General features: G+C 41.5%; 20 protein-coding genes. 13 read left to right on the forward strand and 7 right to left on the reverse strand.

What is annotated here, in order from left to right; genetic code table 11:
- The 3 genes from CYLST_RS21825 (at window position 1) to CYLST_RS21840 (ending at window position 3,913) form a co-directional block, all read left to right on the forward strand.
- A complete protein-coding gene (locus CYLST_RS21825) occupies window positions 1–834 on the forward strand; it encodes a nucleotidyl transferase AbiEii/AbiGii toxin family protein (RefSeq protein WP_015209908.1) in 834 nt (277 codons plus the stop codon).
- Window positions 835–1,334: 500 nt separating this feature from the next.
- Window positions 1,335–2,213: an SDR family NAD(P)-dependent oxidoreductase gene (locus CYLST_RS21835; RefSeq protein ID WP_015209909.1), complete on the forward strand. Its 879-nt coding sequence runs from the start codon at window positions 1,335–1,337 to the stop codon at window positions 2,211–2,213.
- 215 nt (window positions 2,214–2,428) lie between these two features.
- Complete coding sequence (locus CYLST_RS21840) at window positions 2,429–3,913, forward strand: hypothetical protein (RefSeq protein WP_015209910.1); 1,485 nt, start codon at window positions 2,429–2,431, stop codon at window positions 3,911–3,913.
- A 168-nt stretch (window positions 3,914–4,081) separates the two neighbouring features.
- On the opposite strand, the gene CYLST_RS21845 is transcribed toward CYLST_RS21840, so the two are convergent.
- The gene (locus CYLST_RS21845; protein WP_015209911.1) at window positions 4,082–5,173 is read right to left on the reverse strand and encodes an acyltransferase family protein; all 1,092 of its coding nucleotides are present in this window, start codon (window positions 5,171–5,173) and stop codon (window positions 4,082–4,084) included.
- Window positions 5,174–5,443: 270 nt separating this feature from the next.
- Window positions 5,444–6,802 (reverse strand): ATP-binding protein, encoded by a 1,359-nt coding sequence (locus tag CYLST_RS21855; RefSeq protein WP_015209912.1) that lies wholly within the window; start codon window positions 6,800–6,802, stop codon window positions 5,444–5,446.
- Between the two features lie 665 nt (window positions 6,803–7,467).
- On the opposite strand from CYLST_RS21855, the gene CYLST_RS21860 reads away from it, so the two are divergent.
- The 3 genes from CYLST_RS21860 to CYLST_RS21870 all read left to right on the forward strand — a co-directional run bounded on the left by CYLST_RS21860 (window position 7,468) and on the right by CYLST_RS21870 (window position 11,004).
- The gene (locus CYLST_RS21860; RefSeq protein WP_041233215.1) at window positions 7,468–8,523 is read left to right on the forward strand and encodes a permease; all 1,056 of its coding nucleotides are present in this window, start codon (window positions 7,468–7,470) and stop codon (window positions 8,521–8,523) included.
- A 31-nt stretch (window positions 8,524–8,554) separates the two neighbouring features.
- The gene (locus tag CYLST_RS21865; protein ID WP_015209915.1) at window positions 8,555–9,328 is read left to right on the forward strand and encodes a TIGR03943 family putative permease subunit; all 774 of its coding nucleotides are present in this window, start codon (window positions 8,555–8,557) and stop codon (window positions 9,326–9,328) included.
- 179 nt (window positions 9,329–9,507) lie between these two features.
- The gene (locus tag CYLST_RS21870; RefSeq protein WP_015209916.1) at window positions 9,508–11,004 is read left to right on the forward strand and encodes an Ig-like domain-containing domain; all 1,497 of its coding nucleotides are present in this window, start codon (window positions 9,508–9,510) and stop codon (window positions 11,002–11,004) included.
- Between the two features lie 54 nt (window positions 11,005–11,058).
- On the opposite strand, the gene CYLST_RS21875 is transcribed toward CYLST_RS21870, so the two are convergent.
- Window positions 11,059–11,259 carry a hypothetical protein gene (locus tag CYLST_RS21875; RefSeq protein ID WP_041233216.1) on the reverse strand — a complete coding sequence of 67 codons (201 nt, stop codon included), beginning with the start codon at window positions 11,257–11,259 and terminating at the stop codon, window positions 11,059–11,061.
- Between the two features lie 656 nt (window positions 11,260–11,915).
- Here CYLST_RS21875 and CYLST_RS21880 point away from each other — a divergent pair.
- On the forward strand, window positions 11,916–13,472 hold the full coding sequence (locus tag CYLST_RS21880; RefSeq protein ID WP_015209917.1) for a hypothetical protein: 1,557 nt from the start codon (window positions 11,916–11,918) through the stop codon (window positions 13,470–13,472).
- A 76-nt stretch (window positions 13,473–13,548) separates the two neighbouring features.
- On the opposite strand, the gene CYLST_RS21885 is transcribed toward CYLST_RS21880, so the two are convergent.
- Complete coding sequence (locus tag CYLST_RS21885) at window positions 13,549–15,681, reverse strand: NAD(P)/FAD-dependent oxidoreductase (RefSeq protein WP_015209918.1); 2,133 nt, start codon at window positions 15,679–15,681, stop codon at window positions 13,549–13,551.
- Window positions 15,682–15,844: 163 nt separating this feature from the next.
- Here CYLST_RS21885 and CYLST_RS21890 point away from each other — a divergent pair, with 163 nt between their 5' ends.
- Entirely contained in the window at window positions 15,845–16,078 is a 234-nt protein-coding gene (locus CYLST_RS21890; protein WP_015209919.1) for a hypothetical protein, read from the forward strand.
- 291 nt (window positions 16,079–16,369) lie between these two features.
- On the opposite strand, the gene cimA is transcribed toward CYLST_RS21890, so the two are convergent.
- The gene (cimA, locus tag CYLST_RS21895) at window positions 16,370–18,025 is read right to left on the reverse strand and encodes a citramalate synthase (RefSeq protein ID WP_015209920.1); all 1,656 of its coding nucleotides are present in this window, start codon (window positions 18,023–18,025) and stop codon (window positions 16,370–16,372) included.
- Window positions 18,026–18,100: 75 nt separating this feature from the next.
- Between cimA and CYLST_RS21900 the strand changes: the two genes are divergently transcribed.
- The 4 genes from CYLST_RS21900 (at window position 18,101) to CYLST_RS21915 (ending at window position 21,426) form a co-directional block, all read left to right on the forward strand.
- Window positions 18,101–18,442 carry a 2Fe-2S iron-sulfur cluster-binding protein gene (locus CYLST_RS21900; RefSeq protein WP_015209921.1) on the forward strand — a complete coding sequence of 114 codons (342 nt, stop codon included), beginning with the start codon at window positions 18,101–18,103 and terminating at the stop codon, window positions 18,440–18,442.
- Window positions 18,443–18,458: 16 nt separating this feature from the next.
- On the forward strand, window positions 18,459–18,905 hold the full coding sequence (locus CYLST_RS21905) for a hypothetical protein (protein ID WP_015209922.1): 447 nt from the start codon (window positions 18,459–18,461) through the stop codon (window positions 18,903–18,905).
- 103 nt (window positions 18,906–19,008) lie between these two features.
- A complete protein-coding gene (gene thiO / locus CYLST_RS21910) occupies window positions 19,009–20,988 on the forward strand; it encodes a glycine oxidase ThiO (RefSeq protein WP_015209923.1) in 1,980 nt (659 codons plus the stop codon).
- 183 nt (window positions 20,989–21,171) lie between these two features.
- Entirely contained in the window at window positions 21,172–21,426 is a 255-nt protein-coding gene (locus tag CYLST_RS21915; protein WP_015209924.1) for a TIGR03643 family protein, read from the forward strand.
- A 200-nt stretch (window positions 21,427–21,626) separates the two neighbouring features.
- Here CYLST_RS21915 and CYLST_RS21920 read toward each other — a convergent pair whose 3' ends face one another.
- Together CYLST_RS21920 and CYLST_RS21925 are read right to left on the reverse strand one after the other, a co-directional pair.
- A complete protein-coding gene (locus tag CYLST_RS21920; RefSeq protein WP_157162625.1) occupies window positions 21,627–21,902 on the reverse strand; it encodes a hypothetical protein in 276 nt (91 codons plus the stop codon).
- Between the two features lie 65 nt (window positions 21,903–21,967).
- Window positions 21,968–23,269, reverse strand: coding sequence for an AAA family ATPase (locus tag CYLST_RS21925; RefSeq protein WP_015209926.1), 1,302 nt, complete (start codon window positions 23,267–23,269; stop codon window positions 21,968–21,970).
- Window positions 23,270–23,569: 300 nt separating this feature from the next.
- Here CYLST_RS21925 and psb34 point away from each other — a divergent pair, with 300 nt between their 5' ends.
- Window positions 23,570–23,749 carry a photosystem II assembly protein Psb34 gene (gene psb34 / locus CYLST_RS21930; protein ID WP_015209927.1) on the forward strand — a complete coding sequence of 60 codons (180 nt, stop codon included), beginning with the start codon at window positions 23,570–23,572 and terminating at the stop codon, window positions 23,747–23,749.
- Window positions 23,750–23,937: the final 188 nt, after the last annotated feature.

The following is a 23,937-nucleotide window of genomic DNA, read 5'->3' on the forward strand; positions in this document are numbered from 1 at the left end:
ATGAATAATCTAAATCCTAACTTTGATGTAGATAGAACAAGAGTTATTAATGATCTCAAAATTATTCTCGATTCATTGCAATTATCAATATTATTAGTTGGCGCTCAATCACGGATATTGATTTTTGATAAACCGTATCAAATTCAAGGTCGAGCAACTACAGATTGTGATATAGTGGTAAGGCTGGATAGTTGGGATAAATATGGTATTTTAATCACAAAAATAGTTGAAGGTGAAAAACCTAAATTTAAACTCAGTAGGATTATTCATAAATTTATTCATATTGAAACTAATTTAGAAGTCGATATTATTCCCTTTGGTGATATCTGTAATCAAAATCAGGAAATTATCTGGCCTGACGGTAATCAAATGTGTATTTTAGGCTTAGAAGAAGCTTTTATAAATTCACAAATCCAAAAAATTGACGATATTGAAATTAGGGTTCCCACTCTTCAAAGTTTTATAGGCTTAAAGCTACTTGCATGGAATGAGCGCAGAGAATATAAAGATTTATCTGATATTATCTTGGTGCTAGAAAATTATCAGGAAGATGAACGGGTATTTGATGAACTGAATGATGAACTTATCGCGGGAACGGTTGAGTTTGAGGAAGCTGCAATTGTTTTGCTTGGTAGAGATATTTGCCAAACGTTCAAAGATAAAACTTTAAGCAAAATTAACGAAATTGTAATTCTAATTATAGAGAATCAGAATCGATATTTACCGCAATTTGTATCTAGAGATACAGATTCAAATGCATGGGATGATGCGTTTATAAAAATCGTTAGCCGCTTTCAAGCGCTCCAATACGGTTTAAATAATAATCATGCTTGATGAATTCTCATAATGTCTATAACTGTGGTTGTCTAACCGTTGTAAGGGATATTTTTGGAGAAATGTTTCTAGAAAAAGCAACTTATTGTCAGGGGATCTATATATAGATGAGCCAGTTTTCATAAAAACTTATCTCATGAGAAATTCCCTATAGATATACTGATTGTAAAGAAGTGTTAAGCAATTCTTATTAAAAAATATTGCAATAGCTTGATTTAGCTGCTAGGGTGTGTAAGTGCGACAGTACTGGTGAATGCTCGGATAAAAAAGAGGTAAAACTGATGAGCTGTATCCACTCTGCGAATAGTCTTTGTTTTTAATCAACAATCGTGAAAGCGAGAGGTTTCTGATGTGTACAGGCAATCAAGAGGTGTTGCAGATGAGTCCAGAAAAATCTCGTGTCTAGGCTGAGTTCAAATTTGAATAACAATGCATGATCTGTCTTACTCTGCATCAGAAAGAAGGGTGCGGTAAGACGCAGATATTGGAGGTTAAAATCCATGAATATTCGAGGCAAAGTAGCTCTAATTACTGGGGCTTCACGTGGGATTGGGCGGGCGATCGCATTTGAGTTAGCGAAACTGGGGATGAAACGGCTGATATTGGTGGCACGCGATCGCCAAAAATTAGCGGAAGTTGCCCAACAAATCGAGGCTATGGGAGTCGAAACCACAGTTCTAGCCTTAGATCTAGCCAATCCAGTCAACATCAATATTGCGATCGCCCAACTTTGGCGTCATGACGGCCCTATTGATCTGTTGGTGAATTGTGCAGGAGTCGCCTATCAAAACTCATTCTTACAATCTAAACTCCCCCAAGTCCAAGAAGAACTATCAGTCAACTTAATGGGAATGTACACCCTCACCAGTCTGATAGCGCGACGCATGGCCAGCCAAAGACAAGGGACAATTGTCAATGTCTCCAGTCTGATGGGGAAAGTAGCAGCACCAACAATGGCCACATATTCTGCCACCAAGTTTGCAATTATTGGCTTTACCCAAGCCTTACGCCAAGAACTAGCAGCACACAATATCCGCGTTATCGCCTTACTCCCCACCCTCACAGACACAGACATGGTGCGCGACTTACAATTATTTCGCTGGGTAGTTCCCATGACTCCCGAAAAAGTCGCGCAAGTACTCGTCACTGGACTAGAAAAGAATACACCAGAAATATTAGTTGGATGGCAATCTCATTTAGCCGTCTGGTGTCAACGTCTTTCTCCTTGGCTACTAGAGCAGATTTTACAATTTGCCACACCAGGAAGAAAACAACCTCAAGAAAGCTTAATTCAGAATTTTCGGGCGAAAATTCACCGTTTTGGCGATTGGTTGTTATCTGGAAATATGGCTTCTTTCGTCTTTGCGCGGAAGTCATAAAACACTTCTAGTACTTTGTCAAGTTAGTTTTGAGGGTTTGTAGTAAGCATGGAGAGTGGTTAGAACAATCAGGACTAAAGTCCTGACTACGAACTTGCTTATCCATCAATTTAAACTTGACGCACTACTAGGTTAAGAATCGCGCGGTTTCGGGTACTCATTGCCAGATACTGGTGCATCATGGTTAGCTATACCTCGTTTCGGAACAACCATCCATGCTTACCTTTCCTACCACACTTCCTAAATTGCCCGAAATCGTGGATAATTTACCAAATATTTCTGGTTGGGAAACAGAGGTTCTCTCTGTAGTTAACCATGATGCACCTGTTTTTTTGCCAACAACCAATATCCGGCTAGAGGATATAAATGCAGTATTTGCGATCGCTTTACACATGCACCAGCCAACAATCCCCGCTGGACATAATGGCGAACTGATCAGCAATCTGCAACATATGTTTGAAAATCCTCACCAAGGAGATAACCACAACGCCGGGCCCTTTGCCTATTGTTATAGCCGCATGGGAGACTTCATTCCCGAACTTGTCAATCAAGGTTGCAATCCCCGTGTGATGTTGGATTACTCCGGTAATCTTTTGTGGGGACTCCAACAAATGGGACGCGCAGACATTATCGACAACCTCAAACGCATCACCTGCGATTCTACCTATCAGCCTTATGTAGAGTGGTTGGGTACAATGTGGAGTCATGCAGTGATTCCTTCCACCCCTATCCCAGATATTAAACTGCACATCATCGCCTGGCAACAACACTTTGCCGCAATATTTGGTTGGGAAGCACTAGCGCGAGTTAAAGGATTTTCACCCCCAGAAATGCACCTACCAAATCACCCCGACACCTTATATGCATTTGTCAAAGCGCTGAAAGAATGTGGATATCGCTGGCTACTCGTTCAAGAACATACTATAGAAACACTTAGCGGTGAATCTATCATCAACAAACATTTACCACACCGTTTAATAGCTCGCAATTCCCAAGGCGAAACAATTAGTATTACAGCCTTAATTAAAACCCAAGGTTCAGATACTAAATTAGTAGCTCAAATGCAGCCATATTATGAAGCTAAAACTCTATCTAAACAAAAATTAGGCAATGTTTTAGTTCCCCCAATCGTCAGCCAAATTGGTGATGGTGAAAATGGTGGTGTAATGATGAATGAATTTCCCAGCGCTTTTAAAAAAGCTTGGGGAGAAATAGGTAGAACAGGTGTTGTCGGAGTGTGTGGGACAGAATATTTAGAATTACTCGCAGATGCTGGTTGTCAAACCGAAGATTTTCCTACTTGTCAGCCAGTGGGACAACACCAGATTTGGCAGCGAATCGCATCAGATAATTGCCAACCGCAGGCTGTAGAAACTGCCATTCAAGAAATTAAGCAAATCAACCCCAACTTTCACATGGATGGTGCTTCATGGACAAACCATATTAGTTGGGTGCAAGGTTACGAAAATGTTTTATCTCCAATGTATGAATTAAGCAGTTCATTTCATCAAAAAATTGCTAACTTATTGCCTGATTCAGCAGAATCTATCAGCAAAGAATCTAAATACCGTAATATTCTATTACATAATTTGTTGTTGCAAACAAGCTGCTTTCGTTATTGGGGACAAGGTGCTTGGACTGACTATGCGCGAGAAATTTACCAACGGGGCGAAAATTTGCTGTCAACAATATTCGACTAATAGCATAAATCATTAATTAGCATATTTATAGCCATTCTTGATTTAGGAAAATACAGATAGCTAACAAACTGAAATTATTAAGGCTGCCTCTACAGCCTTAATTTCCATAGCTGCGACTTCAGTTGTCGGGTATTTCTGGATTTTTTTACTGGTATTTTAGTTATAAAACTAGTCTTGTGACGAGTTAAGCAACATAAATTTGGCAAATTCATGAGATACCTTTATAGAAAATTGCTCTATGGTATTTCTTGAAAGTATTGATATAGGTAAAGTAACCAGTACCAAAATTACCAAGGCTAGTAGTGCAGAGGGATGATAACCAATAGTTTTATTAGTATATAAAAAGGATAGAGAACATATAGAAAAAATTAAGGGTTGATGGACTAAATATAAAGGAAAGGATATATGCCCAAAGTAAACGATGATTGGACTTGCCAAAAAATTTTGTATCCTAGTAGATTTGAGAACAGTAAAAATTAAAATAGTCGCAGCAATAACATGGTATACTGTCCCTGGATTCGCCAAGGAAATGAGGAAAGTATCAAAACGATGGAATATAAAAAAGTACCCTTGACTATCATGATTATAGCCTCCAAGATATAAGGAGATTACAAGTCCTAGTTTTACCCAATAATTTGATCGTGTTGATAAAACTTTAATTTCATAGCTTGCCAGTAGTAAACCTAACAGAAAAGCAATATAATATATCCCGTTAGTTTTTGAAAAGCATAAAAATAATCCGCTCAACATGAAAATTACTAATATTTTATACTTAGTTTTCTTAATAAAAAAAGCCATAGCCAAGACTAAGAGTGATCCTTTAAATTCAATTGTCATCGTCCATAAAACTAAATTGAACATTTTACTATAGTCGTGATTGCTTAACCAAGTTGTAAAAAATGAACTTGTTAACATTTGCTGAAGGGCATTGGGAAAAATAAACAGTTGTTGATAACTAAAAAGCTTTTCAGCACCGTTTGTCAATGCTAGTTCTTTGATTTTATATAAATTTAGTTTGAGAAGTAAATAAACTAAAATATTAGAGATTAAAGCCGGAATTACTAACCGTGGATACCTAGCAAATACTCGTTTGACTAATATATTATCATCCCCGTTAATGAAGTAACTTCTTGTCAGAACATAGCCACTAAGAACAAAAAATATAGAAACAGCAAACTCCCCATTATAGAAAAAAGAAAATGGAGAATGGAAAATAATCATCTCCATAAAAAAAAGAATGTGATATTTCAGAATTTCCATTGGCAGCCGCAGGATAAAAAACAGCTATGAAATGCCAAATCAAAACAGCTATTGCCGCTAAACCTCTCAATCCATCCAAATAGTAAATTTTATTTTTTTTTACAAGCTTGATACTATTAAACATGATTTTTAACTTGAATCAGCAGTAATTTTAATAGGAGAAATTTTCAAATATTTATAATACCTGACAAAAGTAGAAAATTTCCAATGTTTCCTGGATTTAGATTTCAGGGATATATAAATAAACATTTGTCAGCCCATCAAAATTAATTAAACCAAAGGTAAAAGAATTTCAAATTCTGTACCAACACCTAACTCTGAACGTAAATTTAATTTACCCCCATGTCTGGCGGTGATAATTTGATAACTTACTGCCAAACTTGTTTCTTTATCAGCCCGTTTTTGAACAGAAAAAGATTCAATAATTTGCTGTTGTAACTCCTGAGACATTCCCGGACCATTGTCAGCAATGCGAATAGAAACCCAGCGAGAATCAGGTGCATTTAGGTTTATACTTGGCTGAGAGATTATTTCTGTGGTAACCTCAATTCGGGGTTTACGAGTGGTGTTTATCGACTCCGGCTGAAACTTATGTCGCACTGATTCATTGAGTAAGGCATCCACAGCTTGACTAAAAATATTCATTAAAACCTGGTTTAACTGCCCCATAAAACAACATATTGGCGGCAAATGACCGTAGCTTTTGCTAATTTCAATTTCTCCTTTAATTCGGCTATTAATTAATAATACAATACTATCTATACAAGCGTGTAAATCTGCTGGTTTAGAATATACTTCATCGATATAACAAAAATTTTGTAAGCTGGCGACTAATTTTTTTAATCTTTCGGCTCCATGACGAATGCTTGTAAGTGTTTGTGATAAATCTTGCTCGATAAAATCAAATTCTATATCTTCTTTAATTTGCCTGACTTTCTGAGAATCTTCAGATAAGATTTCTTCGTAAACCCCGATCAATTTCAGCAAATCTTGGCTGTATTTGGAGACATAAGTTAAGTTACCCCAAATAAAACCTACGGGATCTAAAATTTCGTGGACTACGCCATCTACCAAACGTCCCAAATTTGCCATTTTATCATTTTGGATCATTTTGGCTTGGCTGCGTTCATACCGCACCTGAGCTTCAATGCCCCGAATTTGCCAAGAAGCAATATTCAATTCCTGTACCTCTAATAATCTGTAGGTATCAGGTGCTGTTTGGACGACAATTGGTTCTGCCAAGAGTTCAGGCGATCGCCGCAAGCTAAGTTGCATCGCTGTCAAAATCGGCACTGTATCCGGAAGCAGCAAAATCGTTGTCCGTGCATAGCTGTAAATTACACCTAACAATTCCCGGCTCAACAACTCTGGCCCATAGGGACGAATCAAAAATTCCAGCAGATGCTTTCGGGAAAGCATGCCGATAAACTTTCCCTCTTCTAGCAAAATTGCTCCTGGTAGCAGGGGGTATTTTTCAAAAAATCGGACAACTTCTTTAGCAGTAGAGCTAATTTCTACCTGGAACCTACACATTGACAGTTCCTGGAGCGTTGAACCTAAACCCAGATCGCGATCGCTACCAACAGAAAAAAATGGCGCACAGATTTGAGAATTGAATTCTTGTGGCACTAGACACCTTAATCTTTAGCTAGACTTGCAACCCATAAGCTAATATTTTAGCCCTCCTCGTCATCGAGCCATAGCCGTAGAGTACAAAGTCCGCGTGAGCAGACTTTGTTTGCAGGGCATCTGTAAATATTTGATAAAAATCGCTGATCTATGTCTAGTAAGCAAGTTTTACACAAAATACCCCAGGGCAGTTACTGCATCTATTTAACCTTAGTCTTGCTATTTTAAGGTTTTTGTAGTAGAAAATCAACCAAAGCACAGATGATATTTTCCCAAAAATAGCCAAAATCCAGGATGATAGCAACAAGCGCGATCCCCAAATGTTGAGCAACTGTAAATCCTTGATGAAAATGCGGCTTGGTTAACATACAAGAGAGCAAATTACTGTAAATATAAACATAGGTAATTCAAAATCGTCCAACTGCTCAACCTCTAGAATTGGAACTATTTTTGAAGTCAGACAATCTTAGCAATAGTCATCGCTAGTAAATGCACTCAGGTAAAAATAACTATCTCGGACTAAAGATTGCTTTACAGCGCTTAAGCGAAACTCACTCGCTAATTATAATGAGGTTTAATTATCCCAACTTGTTTTTGATCCCCATTCCGATAGAATGGCTAGGCAGAACCCTACAACTCAAAACCGCTTTTGACTGCGACGCATGATGAATCAACTGAACAATGGTTTTACTCTATTTCTAAGTCTGCTAGTCGAGGCGATGCCTTTTTTGCTGCTAGGGGTTTTATTCTCCAGTGTGTTGCTATTTTTTGTCAATGAGCGCAAATTGGTGGAGATCATGCCCAAAAACCCGCTGCTGGGTGCTTTATGCGGCAGTATGATAGGCTTTTTGTTTCCGGTGTGTGAGTGTGGTAATGTGCCAGTGGCGCGGCGGTTATTGATGCAGGGAGTACCCACACCAGTCGCAATTGGCTTTCTGCTAGCAGCACCGACGATTAACCCCATTGTCATTTGGGCAACTTGGACAGCATTTCGAGATCAACCAGAAATAGTGGTGTTAAGAGTCGTATTTTCCCTAACAATCGCCACTATTATTGGTTATGTTTTCAGTTTTCAAAAGGACTTGAGTCCGATGTTGCAACCGGAGATCGCACGATATCTCAAGTTTAACCCACCCGCTAAACCTGATCCATTACGCCGGGGCAGATATTCCCAGGTACAACAGCCAGCCGCTGCACCGAGTTTGTTGCAATCAGGAAGTTATATTCTGGGAGGAAAAGCAGGTGGACCCACGCGGTTAGATGCTAATTTAATCCCGGCAAATACCCCAGCCTCTAGCCCTAGCAAAACCCTGGCAGATAAACTGCGCTTGTTATTGGATAACGTCGTCCAGGAATTGCGGGAATTAGGTGGAGTGATGGTTTTAGGTAGCGCGGTGGCTGCGGCTATTCAAGTTTTAGCGCCCCGTGAACTGATCCTCAGTCTCGGCGCTGGGCCGATTAGCTCAATTGTTGCCATGCTGATTTTAGCAGCAGTGGTGTCAATTTGTTCTACAGTCGATTCCTTTTTTGCGCTATCTTTTGCCTCGACTTTTACCAGTGGTTCCTTGTTAGCATTTCTGGTATTTGGTCCGATGATTGATATTAAAGGTGTTGGTTTGATGTTATCAATTTTCAAACCCAGGGCTTTATTTTATCTCTTTGCTTTAGCAGGACTACTGGCGTTTTTATTCACCTTAATTTTGAATTTACACGTCATTTGATTTTTGTCTAATGACCAATGACTAATAACTAATGACTTCAATCCCAAATCCCAAATCCCAAATCCAAAATAGGTTACTTCCTTGGCTGGATGTCTTAGCAATTACAGCTTGGGGAGCTTTAATTGTGAAATACTGGTTCACAGACAAGCTGAATTTATTGATTCACCCTGATTACTTTTGGTTAGCAATGTCGGGGGGCATTGGCTTGCTAATTGTCGGTTTTGCTAAAGCAGGGCAACTTTGGCAGCAACGTCGCCGTTATGAACCGCCCAGCACCCAACATTTCAGCTTATTTCCCCCTGGTTGGGGTAGTGCCTTGCTGTTAACAGCAGCGATTTTAGGGTTAATGATTACACCCCGCGTCTTTGCCAGTGACAAGGCACTCCAGGGTGGTGTGACTGAGTTAGTAGGCGCAACACGCGCCCAACCCCAAGCTTTTCGCGCTACCGTTCGCCCAGAAGAGCGATCGCTTGTCGACTGGGTACGCACTCTCAATGTCTATCCTGAGCCAGACTCATACACAGGGCAAAAAGTGAAGGTACAGGGATTTGTCATCCACCCACCAGACATGGGAAAAGACTATTTGTTTTTGGCCAGATTTGTAATTACTTGCTGTGCCGCAGATGCCTATCCAGCAGGCTTACCCGTCAAACTCAAAGGCACTCGCGATCAATACCCACCTGACATCTGGCTAGAAGTAGAAGGACAAATGGTGACAGAAAATCTTTTAGGTAAACGCCAACTCACCATTGCCGCTAATTCCTTAAAAACCATCCCCCAACCAAAGAATCCTTATAGCTATTAGTCTCATGACTAATGACTAATGACTAATGACTAATGACCAATGACTAATGACCAATGACTAATGACTAATGACTAATGACCAATGACCAATGACTAATGACTAATGACTAATGACTAATGACTAATGACCAATGACCAATGACTAATGACTAATGACTAATGACCAATGACTAATGACTAATGACCAAATCTAATACATTTATTCAACCACTAGATCGAATTGCGATCGCCATCATGTTGCTGCTGAGTGTGCTGATTGGGTGCATAATTTGGCAAGGTGATGCTGTCAAGCCTAGCGTCCGGAACTTTACCTGGCAAAACCAACAAATCGGGGCTGAAGACAGTTCCTTCTCCCTCACTTTTAGCCGCCCAATGGATACCAAAAGCGTAGAGGATAACTTGAAAATAGATCCGCCTCTAGCCGGTAAAGTCAGTTGGGCAGGACGGCGGATGGTTTATACATTGCTAACACCGGCACCCTATGGCACAAATTATAAAGTGCAATTGCAAGGAGCTAGAGATAAGTTTTCGGAACGAGAAGGAAAAAACCGAGTTATCCAGCCTTTTACAGGCATCTTCAACACCCGCAATCGCGTCATTCTTTATATAGGCGTCAATCCAGAAGAACTAGGACAGTTAGTTCTCTACAACTTGAGCCAAGAGCAAAAAAAGATCCTCACCCCCAAAGACCTGGTAGTTATGGACTTTGAGCCATTTCCAGATGGGGAGAAAATTTTATTTTCGGCTCGCACTACCAATAACCAAGACTTACTTTCAGCGCAATTATATACAGTCACAACGGGCATTTCTGGAACAACTGGCAAACCAGCAGCACCAGCAAGCAAAGTTGATCTAATTTTAGATAATAAAGACTATCAAAACCTGAAATTTGACTTATCGCCCGATGGGCAAACCATTGTTGTTCAACGGGGAAAAAAAGATAATCCCGGTGATTTTGGGTTGTGGTATGTACCAACAACTAGCAATGCCAAGGGAGAAAAGCCCACCCCTAAACGCCTGCAAAGCCAACCGGGGGGAGACTTCATCATTACACCAGATAGTAAAGCTGTAGCAGTTGCTCAAGGACAAGGAACTGCAATCTTAAGCCTGCAAGAAGATGCTACTAAACCCCTAGACTTTTTACCACAATTTGGCTTGGTGCAGGCTTTTTCTAAAGACGGCTCACAAGCGGCAATGGTCAAGTTTAATACAGATTACACGCGAGATTTGTTTTTAGTCACCAACCAAGGCGTGCAGAAACAACTATTAAAAACAACAGGCTCAATACTCAGTTGCCAGTTTGATACTGCCTCACCCACCCTTTATTGCTTGCTGACGCAGTTGGTATCAAAAGAACAATACATAGAACAGCCCTACTTAGTGGCGATTGAATTGAAAACTGGGCAACAAAAACCGCTCTTAGTCTTACCCCCCGCGCAGCGAAATGTGCAAATGAGTTTATCGCCCGACGGTTTGGGCTTGTTATTTGACCAATTAGTTGGGGTGACAGATAATACATCATTATCTGCAAATACGTTGAAAACCGAAGATGGGGAAGCGATCGCTAGTAGTACTCTGTGGTTAATGCCTCTATTACCCATCGCTGATGCCACAACTAACGACATTACACCAGAACAACTGCCCTTAGTCGGCTTTCATCCCCATTGGCTACCTTGATAATTCAAAATTCAAAATTCAAAATGAATACCCAATTTCTGAGGAAATGGTGAACTAACGTATTTTGGGACGGCTGAGAATTAGCAACTGCACCTGTCCATCACCTGTGTTAATTACCAATACAGGAGGACGTTGATCAGCCTTTGCACCAGAAGACATTGCAGGGAAAAGATAAACCCAATTGTCGTTTTCAATCAGCAATCGCCAATTGGTTGTAACATTTTTTAGGCTTTTTTGATGCGTTAGGGAACGCATCCTACTACCGTGTACACACAAGTTATCTGATTACCCAAAAGTCTTCAAAAACCTCAAAGAGTCCTGACGGACATCCCTCTCCTGCACAAGGAGAGGGACAGGTTGTGCGTAGCAGAACCAGGGTGAGGTTTTGTTCCCTCGGTTCTCGCAACCATAAATTGCATTGAGAGAGACTTGTGTATACACAGTTTTTAACCCCTACCTATTAGGAGAGGGCTAGGGAGAGGTTGTTGGGATCTATCTTATATTTTTTTACGCCTACCTACTTAGTGAGGGATTTATCGCTCAACTACAGCATTTTAAGGACTGAAGTCCTTACTACGAACAATTATTGCTCTGGTTCTGTGCGGAAATCTGGTTGCCTGCTATGTAAATACTTGCAGGCTAGTCATTAAATTATAACCATTTACCAGAGTCATGCAGGTTCATACCCTCTATGGGATTTGGACTAAAACCCTCCATGATACTAAAGGTTGACGCAGATGAACCTGAGAATGTTATAACGGCGTTATGACAGCATCAGTTCTAGATGCAAAATGACTCATGCTTGGGGAGAGTTCAATTTTGCTTCTAGAGTAAATCCTGATCGAGCACAGTTGGTCAGCAATGCTAACGCCAGCAATGCTGAATATTTTTAAGTGGGTGGTTCAAGAGTGATGAATGAAGTTGACACCTTAAACAACGGGACTGTAATTGAAACCGTAAATTCTGCTAATTCGCCAGAATCAGAGCAGGCGACTTGTCCCTTTTACTCAGTTGTACCTCATGAAGATCAGACTGTGAAAAATTTGCCCATGCTCAAACCAGCCGCTCCTCAGGTTTACGAAACCACGGTTGTGGAGATTGTGGAAGATACCACGCCGCAAGACTGGGTTGCAGAGCCTGAAAAGGACTCTCAAGCGCTTATTGACTCGGAATTTCAGCAGTTGCTGGCGTTGAATGATGAGTTACGTGGGGCTAATAGTGAGTTGTATGAGCAAGTGGAGCAGCTGAAAAATGAGCTTGCTGAGTCAGAGAAGGTTTTTCAGTGGCAAAAAACTCGCTTCAGCGTTACTGAGTCGATGCTCAACCAACAGACTCAGGAACTAGCCGCAGCTCAAGAGCAGATTAAGTCTCTATTCCAACAGTTGGAAACAGCGGTGCAAACTGTTCAACACCAAGAAATTTTTATTGAAACTTTTAAAGGACAGCTACAAATTAGTCAACAACGCCTAGGACTGTTAGAGCGGGAATGTTCTCTGCTGCAAAGTAACTACAGCGACCAATGTCAGCAGATATCGCAATCTGAAAATACTTGTCGGGAGTTGCGGACTAGATTGATGCGACAACAACGCCAAACGCTGCAATTTAAAGCGGCGCTGGAAAAATGTCTAGATACACCTGTCCCTAGCTATGATGCTCTAGATGATACTGCCAATCATCCCCATGATATAGCCGGCGGACAATCAAGATTTTCTCGGAAGGCTCGGTCTTTGTTTCCCAATGCACAGCCAATCAAACCTTGGTCAGCAGAACCAGAATCGGTGAGTGGTCATCTAGATAATTCCTGGGGAGAATCTTCAACACCAGCATACAGAAAAAATTACCCGGCTCCGGTTCCATCATCGCCTGAGAATTTGGCAAATCAACAAGTTCCACCAACAGCAGTCGAAACTGCCCCTACGCCAGAAATTGATGATTCTCCGACTACACCGGCAGATGTTTTGGCTTCGGGGTCAACAAATCTAGACCAGCAACTAGATAGTCTGATCCAAATGTTTTTTGTCTCCCAGCCTGCATCTACATCACCAGCAGATCCGGTTGCGGAAAATAATACAGATAGCCGTCAGGCTGAGGCGCCAATCTGGGAAACTTTGGCAACCTTAGAGGATGATCAGGAACCAGAAACTGGTCTTCAAGAGCAGTTTGAGGCAGAAATCAATCCCGCTGTTAATACTTATACTACCTGGGTGGTAGATTCGCCAATCTCACTAGCGAAGGACTCACAAGCATCTGCTGCTTCTCCAGATATTGAGACAACTGCTGTAGAAATTGAGGATTATTGGTTAGAAACTCCACAATTGCCGGCGAGTGATGTTTCTCCAGAGCCGTTAAGTAAATATATTAGCGACAGTAAATCACCTTCACCAGTAGTTTATCCAGAGCGTCCACCTAAGGGGCGCAAGTCGTTGGCTTCCGTGGAACTGCCGAATTTTCGCCAAAAGGGAAATTAAGCAAATAAAAATTAAAAATTAAATAACCTTTATTTAATTTTTAATTTTGCATTTTGAATTATCCCGCAGGGGTTGACTAATGACTAATTTGAACTACTGCTTCTGGGCTGACTTGTTCTACCTGATTTCGCGATCGCGGTTTGCCTGTAGAAATCGCGTAGTTAATCCCCAGCAAATGCAGCCACAAAGCCGGATAGCGGGGTTCTAACCAAGATTTGCTCAATTTTAGGAAGCGCGGCAACCAGGGACTCAGCAAGACGCTAACGAGGGCATGACGGCTAAAGTTGAAATAACTCCCTAGCCACCGGAGCAAATCCCTTGGACCAGCCAATTGCCAAATCCACAGCAGCAATGCGGGATTTTTACTCGCTGCTTTCAGGGCTAGGCGGTTAAAAGTCAACCAGTCGCACCGATCTTTAATAAAGTTATCTGCGACTTCTGGCGGTTCGTCGGCTAACAGCCCAAAGAAGGTGTTGAGCATGGAGTTAACCCGTTGCGGCGGGATAAATTTCCCTGTGGGTACCATCATGCCTTTAGAAAATAGCCAAGTTACGGAAACGTTGCTTTGGTAAGCGCGAATTCTATTCAAGTGTCGGAAACTCAGTAGATCATGCTTGAGGGCAGTATCCAACAGTGTTGTTAAGCGCTCTAGGTTGCGTACTAGGGAACCAAAGCCGGTGAAGATTAGGGGAGACTGGAGTGAGGCGGCATCACCGATCGCCATTAATCGATCAAAGGCAATTGTGCGATCGCTACTGCCAACACTAAAATGCCCCGGAATATAGCCAAATGTCGGCTTTTTCCACACCAGTTTGTCAAGATCGCAGCGGCGATACTCTGGCAAAATCGTGAAAAAATCCTCGTACATCTCCAGCAAGGAACCAGGATTTTCTGCCTTGACTTCGTGGTAATGAAATAAATAAATCGTCAGTTCTTCGCCAGCCCCAGGAAATAATTCCCAAATCAACTGCCTACCCCGCGAAATATCCCCGTGACTGTACAAAACGTCCCCATACTGGGAATCCCACACTCCCGGCTCAAATCCCCCGGCAATTGCCGCTCCCACCGTTGGACAGACACTATCAAAAGCCCGACCACCATTTAATTGCCAAGCAATGGGGGAAGCGGTTCCCATCGCATCTATTAGCAGTCGCCCACTAACTTGCTGCTCCTTGCCAGTGACTAAATGCTTGACAGTCACCACAACTTGTGATGTACTGATATCCGCACGGATAAATTCCGTTTGATCCCAAATTTCCCCCGCCGTAGCTTGCAGCTTTTGTCCGCACATTTGCAGCCACTTTTCGGAATCTAAGGCTAAATTTAGGACTGTCGGGGTGTGTAAGATAGGCGATCGCAGTTTCGGAGGATTGTTGGCATCAAAAAATTTATTGAAACCATCTTTGTACTCTCTAGCAATAATGGTTTCTAACTCGGCAGTTGTCACCAAACCCAAATTCACTAAGCTCTGAAGTTCATCGCGGGAAATATTCCATTCCCGGTTCATCCGCCCAAAAGGTAGTCGCTCCACCAACAGGACTTTATATCCCAATTTTGCCATCAGTGCCGCATGGATTGCCCCTAAAGCGCCACCAATGTAGATCAGGTCATATTGGGGATTGGGTATTGGGGGTTGGGGATTGGGAGGAGACAAGGGAGAAATTCCCACTTGTCCCCTAATCGCCTGATCGGTAGAGGAAAACACCACCTGCCGAGGTTCTTGGGGTTGTCGCACCCCTTCGCGCCAGCGTTGCTCCCACCAGTAAGCACGCTTGAGGTCATTTTCCCCGTTGGGCATTTTCTGAAAATACTTGACGGTAAGGGGGTAAACAGAGCCTAGAGCCTCAAAAATTGATTGCTGGGACAAATCAATTGCTGGCGGTTCTGGGTAGCTATGAGGAAAGCGGCTTCTGATTTCCGCAGTCAGCCGTTGCAGGATTTTTCCCTCATGAGGAAAGGGTGTATCTGCCCAACGGAAGACCTTGAGATAGGTGGTACGCTGCACAGACCAGACAAATAGAGAAAGTTCATCTGGCAAGTTTTCCGAAACATCCTCGCCAGCGATTGTATTTATCCCCGGAATTCTCAAGCATAAGCCTTCTGGTGTTAGTACTTTTTCCCCAGTCTCTGGTGCGAAATCAACTTGTAGCCAGCTAAGTACAGCCGCTGTATCTGGTGTAGGAACTTCTAAATAAAGGATTTCTTTCATCTTCTTCTGACATGGACAATCGATCTACTCACCAAGACGGATTTGACGAAGGCAGAAAATACGCTAGACTCCGCCCTATCAGTTGCATAAAGATTCAGTTAAGAGATTGTAATATTTTGTCAAATCTATTGTTCATTTTGTTGTATTTCTGTAAACCCACGCCATGAATTATCCCATCCCAGACAGTCCCCAAGAAATATTTGCCCTGCGACAACAGCCAATTGATGAAGAACTAGTGGCTGCGGCGATCGCTGGAGTCGTCAAAGTTATCCGCGCTGAGGGCAAATCCTTGGAAGATTTAACAGCCCAAGTGTTAGAGGATGACCCTGTGTTAGATCGACAACAACGGCGCTGGCTAAGTAAATTGGTTGCTCAGGCTTGGGATAATTTCCATTAAAGCGCGGAAGAGGGCGCGGAAACCGCGCCCCTACGTGTAGACGTGTGCGATCGCACCCGCAGCCAAAACATTTGTCAATGATGCTAATTTCATGAGTAAGTCTCAACTCTTAACTAAAAAGGTTTTATTTGGCTTTTATTTAAAAAAAATACCCTAGTTAAAGCTTGCTTTCACATTTACACAATCAGCATGAATATTTTTTTAGAAAGAATAATAATTCGGGGAACAGCGGAAAAGTACAACTTTTTTGAATCCCATATTGTTGACCTTTTCCTGTTCCCCAAAAAGGTTTTAAATTTTCAACGCCGCTGCTGTTTGGGAGTGCAACAACAAACCATATTCCAAGCCTTCTACCACCGCTTGATAGGAAGCCTCTAAAATATTTGTTGAAACCCCGACAGTTGTCCAGCGTTGTAGTCCGCTGCGTGATTCTACCAACACACGAGTTTTCGCCGCTGTCCCCGTATGTCCGTTGAGAATCCGGACTTTATAATCTGTCAACTCAAAAGTAGCAATCTGGGGGTAAAAGTTAACCAAAGCCTTACGTAAAGCAGCATCTAAAGCTGCCACCGGGCCGTTACCTTCCGCTGCTTCCAGAATATTTTTACCGTTGACAGTGACTTTAATTGTTGCCAAGGCATTGGTAGATTCTTTACCCTCAATCAAGTCACAGTGTACTTGAAAACCTTTGACTTCAAAGAACAATTGGCGATCGCCTAAAGCTTCATGCATCAACAGCACAAAACTCGCCTCAGCTGCTTCAAATTGATAGCCTTCACTCTCCAAATCTTTCATCCGTTGGAGAATTTCTCGCGCTTCTGGTTTCTCTTTATCCAGTTCAATGCCAAAAGCCCGCGCTTTGGCTAAAACATTACTTAGTCCTGACTGTTCAGAAATCACAATCCGCCGACGGTTCCCCACTTGTTCCGGCTGAATGTGTTCATAAGTTAGAGGGTTACGTTCCACCGCTGATACATGAATCCCACCTTTATGAGCAAAAGCCGAACGTCCCACAAAAGGCGCGTGTTCATCAGGGGCAAGATTTACCACCTCACTCACAAAGCGACTAGCTTCTGTAAGTTGCAAAAGCTGGTGTTCACCGATACAGCCATAACCCAACTTCAGTTGTAAATTGGGAATCAATGAACAGAGGTTAGCATTACCACAACGTTCACCGTAACCGTTAATTGTACCCTGCACCATTGTCGCCCCGGCCATGACTGCTGCTAGGGCATTAGCCACCGCTAGATCCGAATCATTATGAGTATGAATGCCAATTTGGGGAATAGTCCTTTGTCCTTGGTCATTAGTCATTGGTATTTGACAAATGAGATTTGACAAATGACTTTTGACTGATTCCACTATTTGAGTAACTTCATGGGGTAAAGCGCCGCCATTGGTATCACAGAGGACTACCCATTCAGCGCCAGCTGCCACTGCTGCCTCTAATGTCTGTAAAGCATAATCGGGATTATGCTTATAGCCATCAAACCAGTGTTCAGCATCGTAGATAATGCGACGTCCTTGAGAACGGAGATATGCAACCGTATCGCTGATCATCGCTAAATTTTCTTCTAAACTCGTCTTGAGTCCTGTTGTGACGTGTAAATCCCAAGACTTGCCGAAAATTGTTACCCAACGAGTACCCGCAGCCAGAATAGGTTGCAGCATCGGTTCCTCGGCGGCAGTGGTGTTGGGGCGTCGAGTCGAACAAAAAGCAACAATTTCTGCTTGTTTGAGCGGATCTTCTTGGAGTTGCCAGAAAAATTGTACATCCTTGGGATTAGCACCAGGCCAACCGCCTTCAATGAAGGGAATACCCAGTTGATCGAGTCTCCGGGCAATGCGTAACTTATCTTCTATGGACACTGATAGCCCTTCGCGTTGAGTGCCATCCCGTAGAGTGGTGTCATAGAGCCAAAGTTGGGATGAGGGAATTATGGTCATAAGACTGAGACCTTCGAGACAACTTTCGAGGCGATGTGCCAATATACAACAAAAAGCCAGTTTGGTAATCTAAATATGCCCAAGGTACTAGCTCAAGGTAAAACAATTGAGTGCCAAAGCCACGCCAATTTGCGGAAGATATTGCTGCACAACGGTATTGACCTTTATAACGGCAATGCTAAGGTTATAAACTGCCGAGGTATTGGCAGCTGTGGTACCTGTGCGGTTAAGGTAGAAGGCGAAGTATCCGCAGCGAATTGGCGTGACAAAACGCGGCGCTCTCTTCCTCCCCATTCTCCTACATCAGACCTGCGTTTAGCTTGTCAAACTGAGGTTTTAGACGATGATGTAAAAGTGACAAAGTTTGAGGGATTTTGGGGCCAAGGTTCTCAAATAGTGTGGACACCATTCGGTTAAAAAGGAGAGAAACAAGATGGGTAGATGGACACCTTTAATTCTGATGGCTGGGGGTTTAGCAATTTTGCTAGGTACACTGCTTGGCATCAATTTTCCGATGGGCGGACAACAAAGCGCTAAAGTTCCGCCAGTCCGCCGAGCAGAGGGCGTTCTCCCGGCTAATATCAATGTTAATAGTACAGCGAGTAGGAATGATCCGGCAATTGAAAGCCGGAGTAGCACTACCAGCAGGAATAATGATTCGGCAGTTGAAAACCGGAGTAGCACTGCTAGCGGGAATGATGATTCGGCAATTGAGAATCGGCGTAGCGTTGCCCAGAATAATGCTTCCACGGAAACTGCACAAAATACTGATAATTCATCAGACACCACTACGGAACCTTCAGCAACAGAAGCTCAATCAACAACCACTCCATCCGGGGATATCAATCAAGATAAAGAACCAATTCGCGCTTTGTGGTAGCCTTTGCTAGTCGTTAGTTACGAGTTATGAGTTATTGTTACGAGTTGTTAGTTATGAGTTATTAGTTATGTACTAATAATAAATGACTAATGACTAATGACTAATGACTAGTGATGTTTTAATTATTGGTGGCGGCGTTATTGGCTTGGCGATCGCCATCGAACTAAAATTGCGTGGGGCAAATGTCACCGTACTTTGCCGCGATTTCAGGGCTGCGGCTGCCCACGCTGCCGCTGGGATGTTGGCACCAGATGCGGAAAACATCCAAAATCAGGCAATGCTGTCTTTATGTTGGCGATCGCGTTCTTTATATCCAGACTGGACGCGCAAGCTCGAAGAACTCACCGGTCTCAATACCGGGTATTGGCCCTGTGGTATCTTAGCACCCGTTTATCAACACCAGGATGAGAAAAACCCCTCTTTATCCCCATCTTCCCCTGAATCACCCGCTTATTGGTTAGATCAAGCAGCAATTCATCAATATCAGCCAGGATTGGGTGCAGAAGTCCTTGGTGGCTGGTGGTATCCTGAAGACGCCCAAGTTGACAACCAAGCTCTAGCTGGTGTACTGTGGGCAACTGCCGAGTCTCTTGGTGTGGAACTCAAAGACGGCGTGACAGTAGAAGCTATTAGGCAACAACAAGGCCAAGTCGTCGGTGTCCAAACCAATATTGGGGATATGCGCGCCGCCGAATATGTTTTAGCTACAGGCGCTTGGTCAAATCAATTATTACCACTACCCGTCAGTCCCCGCAAAGGGCAAATGCTGAGTGTACAAATACCAGAATTTGTGCCGGAATTACCCTTGACGCGAGTACTATATGGGCAAGATATTTATATCGTCCCCAGGCGCAATCGTTCGATCATTATTGGAGCCACAAGCGAAGATGTCGGCTTTACTCCCCACAATACCCCAGCCGGTATTCAAAGCTTATTACAAGCAGCCATTCGCCTATACCCCCAATTAGAACATTACCCCATACTTAAATTCTGGTGGGGATTTCGTCCAGCTACCCCCGATGAATTACCAATTTTGGGCAATAGCCACTGTAAAAATTTAACCTTTGCCGTTGGACATCACCGCAATGGGATTTTGCTCACACCGATAACAGCAGCATTGATTGCCGATCTGATTTGGTCACAAAAGTCAGATCCCCTACTAGCTAATTTTCACTATTCGCGCTTTCACCGCCAGCCATCTACCTCCCCAACCATGCTTACTCACCCTGCCAATTTCTCCAACGGAAACGGTAAAAACCTATCTCTACAGCCTTCAGAATTCAGCATTCAAGACTCAGGACTGATTATCGCTGGCAAAACCTTTAAATCCCGCTTGATGACGGGAACTGGTAAGTATCGCAGCATCAAGGAAATGCAAGAAAGTGTTGCCGCTAGTGGTTGCCAAATTGTGACTGTAGCCGTGCGACGGGTACAAACCAAAGCAGCTGGACATGAAGGTTTAGCTGAAGCACTAGATTGGCAGAAAATTTGGATGTTACCCAATACCGCAGGTTGTCAAACTGCCGAAGAGGCGATTCGTGTGGCCCGTTTAGGGCGGGAAATGGCAAAATTATTGGGACAGGAAGATAATAATTTTGTCAAGTTAGAAGTAATACCAGACCTTAAGTATTTACTCCCTGACCCGATTGGCACACTGCAAGCAGCAGAACAATTAGTTAAAGAAGGCTTTGCTGTGTTGCCTTATATCAACGCTGATCCGATGTTAGCCAAGCGTTTAGAAGAGGTTGGCTGTGTGACGGTAATGCCTTTAGCATCGCCCATTGGTTCGGGACAGGGGCTGAAAACAACTGCCAATATTCAGATTATTATTGAAAATGCCAAGATTCCAGTAGTAGTAGATGCGGGTATTGGTTCGCCCTCAGAAGCCGCCCAGGCGATGGAGTTGGGGGCAGATGCTTTGTTGATTAATAGTGCGATCGCACTTTCTGAAAACCCGCCAGTTATGGCTCACGCGATGAATCTCGCAGCCGTCGCCGGTCGTCTGGCATATCTGGCAGGAAGGATGCCGGTTAAAGACTACGCCAGCCCTAGTTCGCCGCTGACAGGCAAGATTACTGGTTAGTATCCCGGATTTAATCTCGTAGGGTGCGTTCCTAACGCACCGCAACAGATAAAGATCATGCCCTACTTTCTGCGCTAACGGCAATAAAGCGGGAAGAACATCCACACCGCTTTTTCCCATACATGAAAAAGAGTAAAATATATTTATTATCTGGAGATCAAAATTCGCCCTAGTCAGCAAAAAATGAAGCTACCAAATCTTGACACTGAAACTATAAATCGCATCATTGAAATGGCATGGGAAGATAGAACACCTTTTGATGCAATTGAAACTCAGTTTGACCTACAAGAAAAACAGGTAATTGCCTTAATGAGGCGTGAAATGAAGGAATCCAGCTTTCTGATGTGGCGCGAACGAGTTACCAAGCGTAAAACTAAACATCTACATAACCGAGAGTTTATTGCCGGTAGGTTTAAGTCCGACAATCAAAAAACCTAAATAAGCCATCCTAATGGCAATTTTCAGCTGATTGGGGGTGGTGTTCTGTATAGCAATATTAATGTCTATTCAAATACTTTCTTTTAATACCTTACTTTTATACTTAATCAACTCAAGACTATTATCACCATTTAGTTTTTTGAGCCGATTCATAAGTTTTTTTTGAATAGTACTATTAATATCAGGAGATGGGGTTTTATTCAATACAATACGCGCACAAAACAAAACTTGAAATCTGCCATTTGTGGAATCAGTTTATCAAGAGCAGAATCTATTTGTTCAATTGCTTCTTTTAAATCCTGTCCTTTTAATTCCACAAAAAAGGCTAGTTTATCTTGACAAGCCAATATTAAATAATCACATTTTTTTCCTTCTTGATCTGTGATTAAGCAGCCATCTACCCTAAGTTTACAAATTTCCAGCTTATTTGAATTATCGAGTCTATATTCCTGCTTATTGTTAATATCTTTTGCCACTATTTTTTCTCTTTTATCACAAAATTCCTTACATTTACTTTTTCTAAAAAAATCGTTACACATACTCAGTCATCTAGATTAAACAAGTCATTAAACTTGTTGTTAATTATACTAGATGCGCTATCTATTTTTTCAGCTTGAATCAGTTTAAGTTCTTCATCCATAATTGACTCAAAGCCATTTTCAGAAATAAAATATGCTGAAGTACGAGCAGGAGCAATCCAACTCTTCTTATTTACAATACTTTCCACAGCTTCTTGCTCACTACCAGCTTTCTTTGTAGCAACTTGGTGAGCATACAACAGATTATTAAAAGATGATAGAATATATGGGCTATGAGTAGTAATAATTATTTGATTATTATTAAGATTGGCAAATAAACCAATAAGTTCTACAATATCACTTTGTGTTTCTGGATAAAGATGTGCTTCCGGTTCTTCAAATACTGTAAACACACTCGTTCCGTCTAAGATATACTTAAATATCAGCAAAAGAATCCAAATAGATTCTTGCTGTCCTGAAGATGCATAATTTAGGTTAACATACTTATTATTATCAATATAAATTCTTTCATTATCGCCATTAAACTTGTATTCTCCCTTTAATATTTTCCTGACTAAAAAAGCAGCAAATCTAACATCGTTTACATCAGTACCAATTTGTAAAAAAATCTGTTCTTTCAGAGAATTTAAACCATCTGTCAAGGAAGGCTTTAATAAATTAATTCTTTCAACAAAAGTTTTTGTGAAATAATCTAAAGTATTTGGTTTTTCTATATCTCGCAGTTGATCAGTTAACGTAGACATCAGGCTTCTACCCGAAGGTATGAATACCGGATAGTGGGTATCTTCAAATAAATTATCAATGCGTGATTTACAATCTCTAAAGTAAATTCTTCTGTCTACTTCTAATTCTCTTAATTCTTCCAATGTTTTATGTTTGTTCTGTTGATTTTTGTAGATAATTTTGTACTCAATGATGTCTTTGATCAGCAGAGTTAATTCCTTCTTAAGAATAGGAGTTAATTCTATATCTAGATCATCTTTATACTTCCAAATTGTTATTTCTTTGCTGTTTGAATATTTATATGTAATGCTGAATGTTTCAACATCCTGTTTCATGCCAAGACTGTCTAAGAAATTTATTTTTATATGATTTAAAACTGTATAAACAGGATTAGCAAGATTTTCTATATTATGAGAAAAAATATTATTTATTATTTCATCTCCGATAGATTTAAACATAAAAATTGTCTTGCTAATTGTGCTTTTACCGCTTGCTTGCGGGCCAATTAATAGCATGACATCAGTAACATCTGCTTCAAATTTCTTAACTAGTCCAAAATTTTCTATAGAGATTCTTTGCATAATTATGAAAATTCAATTTAGATTGAAATACTAACTTCCTATTAACAGTGTAGCAAAATCTATATTGTCATAAAGCCTATTAAACCTACTCCAGAGGGAGAGGAAGCAGCAAACTGAAGCTTAATATATAACTCTTGACAGAGGTGTTTATACAGATTTTGTCTATTTTGTCAATATGTAAGCTTAATTTAAACCTGTAATAATTAAATTATAACTAATGTAACGATTTATCGAGTATTATGAGAGCGGATATTGTGTTTATGTAACATAAAATAAAAGAAAATTACAAGGAATTAATTCATGCCTTATACAAACGAAGAAGGCGGTTTGGTCAATAATTTTGCCAGTGAACCGAAGGTTTATCAAGCAGAACCACCAAATCGAGGGCAACAGCGCACCTATATTATCTTAGGAATCACTGCGGCAGTATTTGTCGGTGGCTTGATTTTTGTTGCCTTCGCTGTCTCCAATGCTGGTTAAGCATCAACCATCTTCATAAATTTTAATTTCTTCAGTCTCTCAGGTTCCTATTTTAGGTAGAGCCTGAGTTTTTTGTTTTTTGTTAGAATTATATGAGATTATTGGTATAATAATATACTTTTATCTTTAAATCCAGCCTTTAGGGCTATATTCATCCTGAGCAGAAAAATATCTACTTGAAAATTACT

It is taken from the genome of Cylindrospermum stagnale PCC 7417 (assembly GCF_000317535.1).
Lineage (GTDB): Bacteria > Cyanobacteriota > Cyanobacteriia > Cyanobacteriales > Nostocaceae > Cylindrospermum > Cylindrospermum stagnale.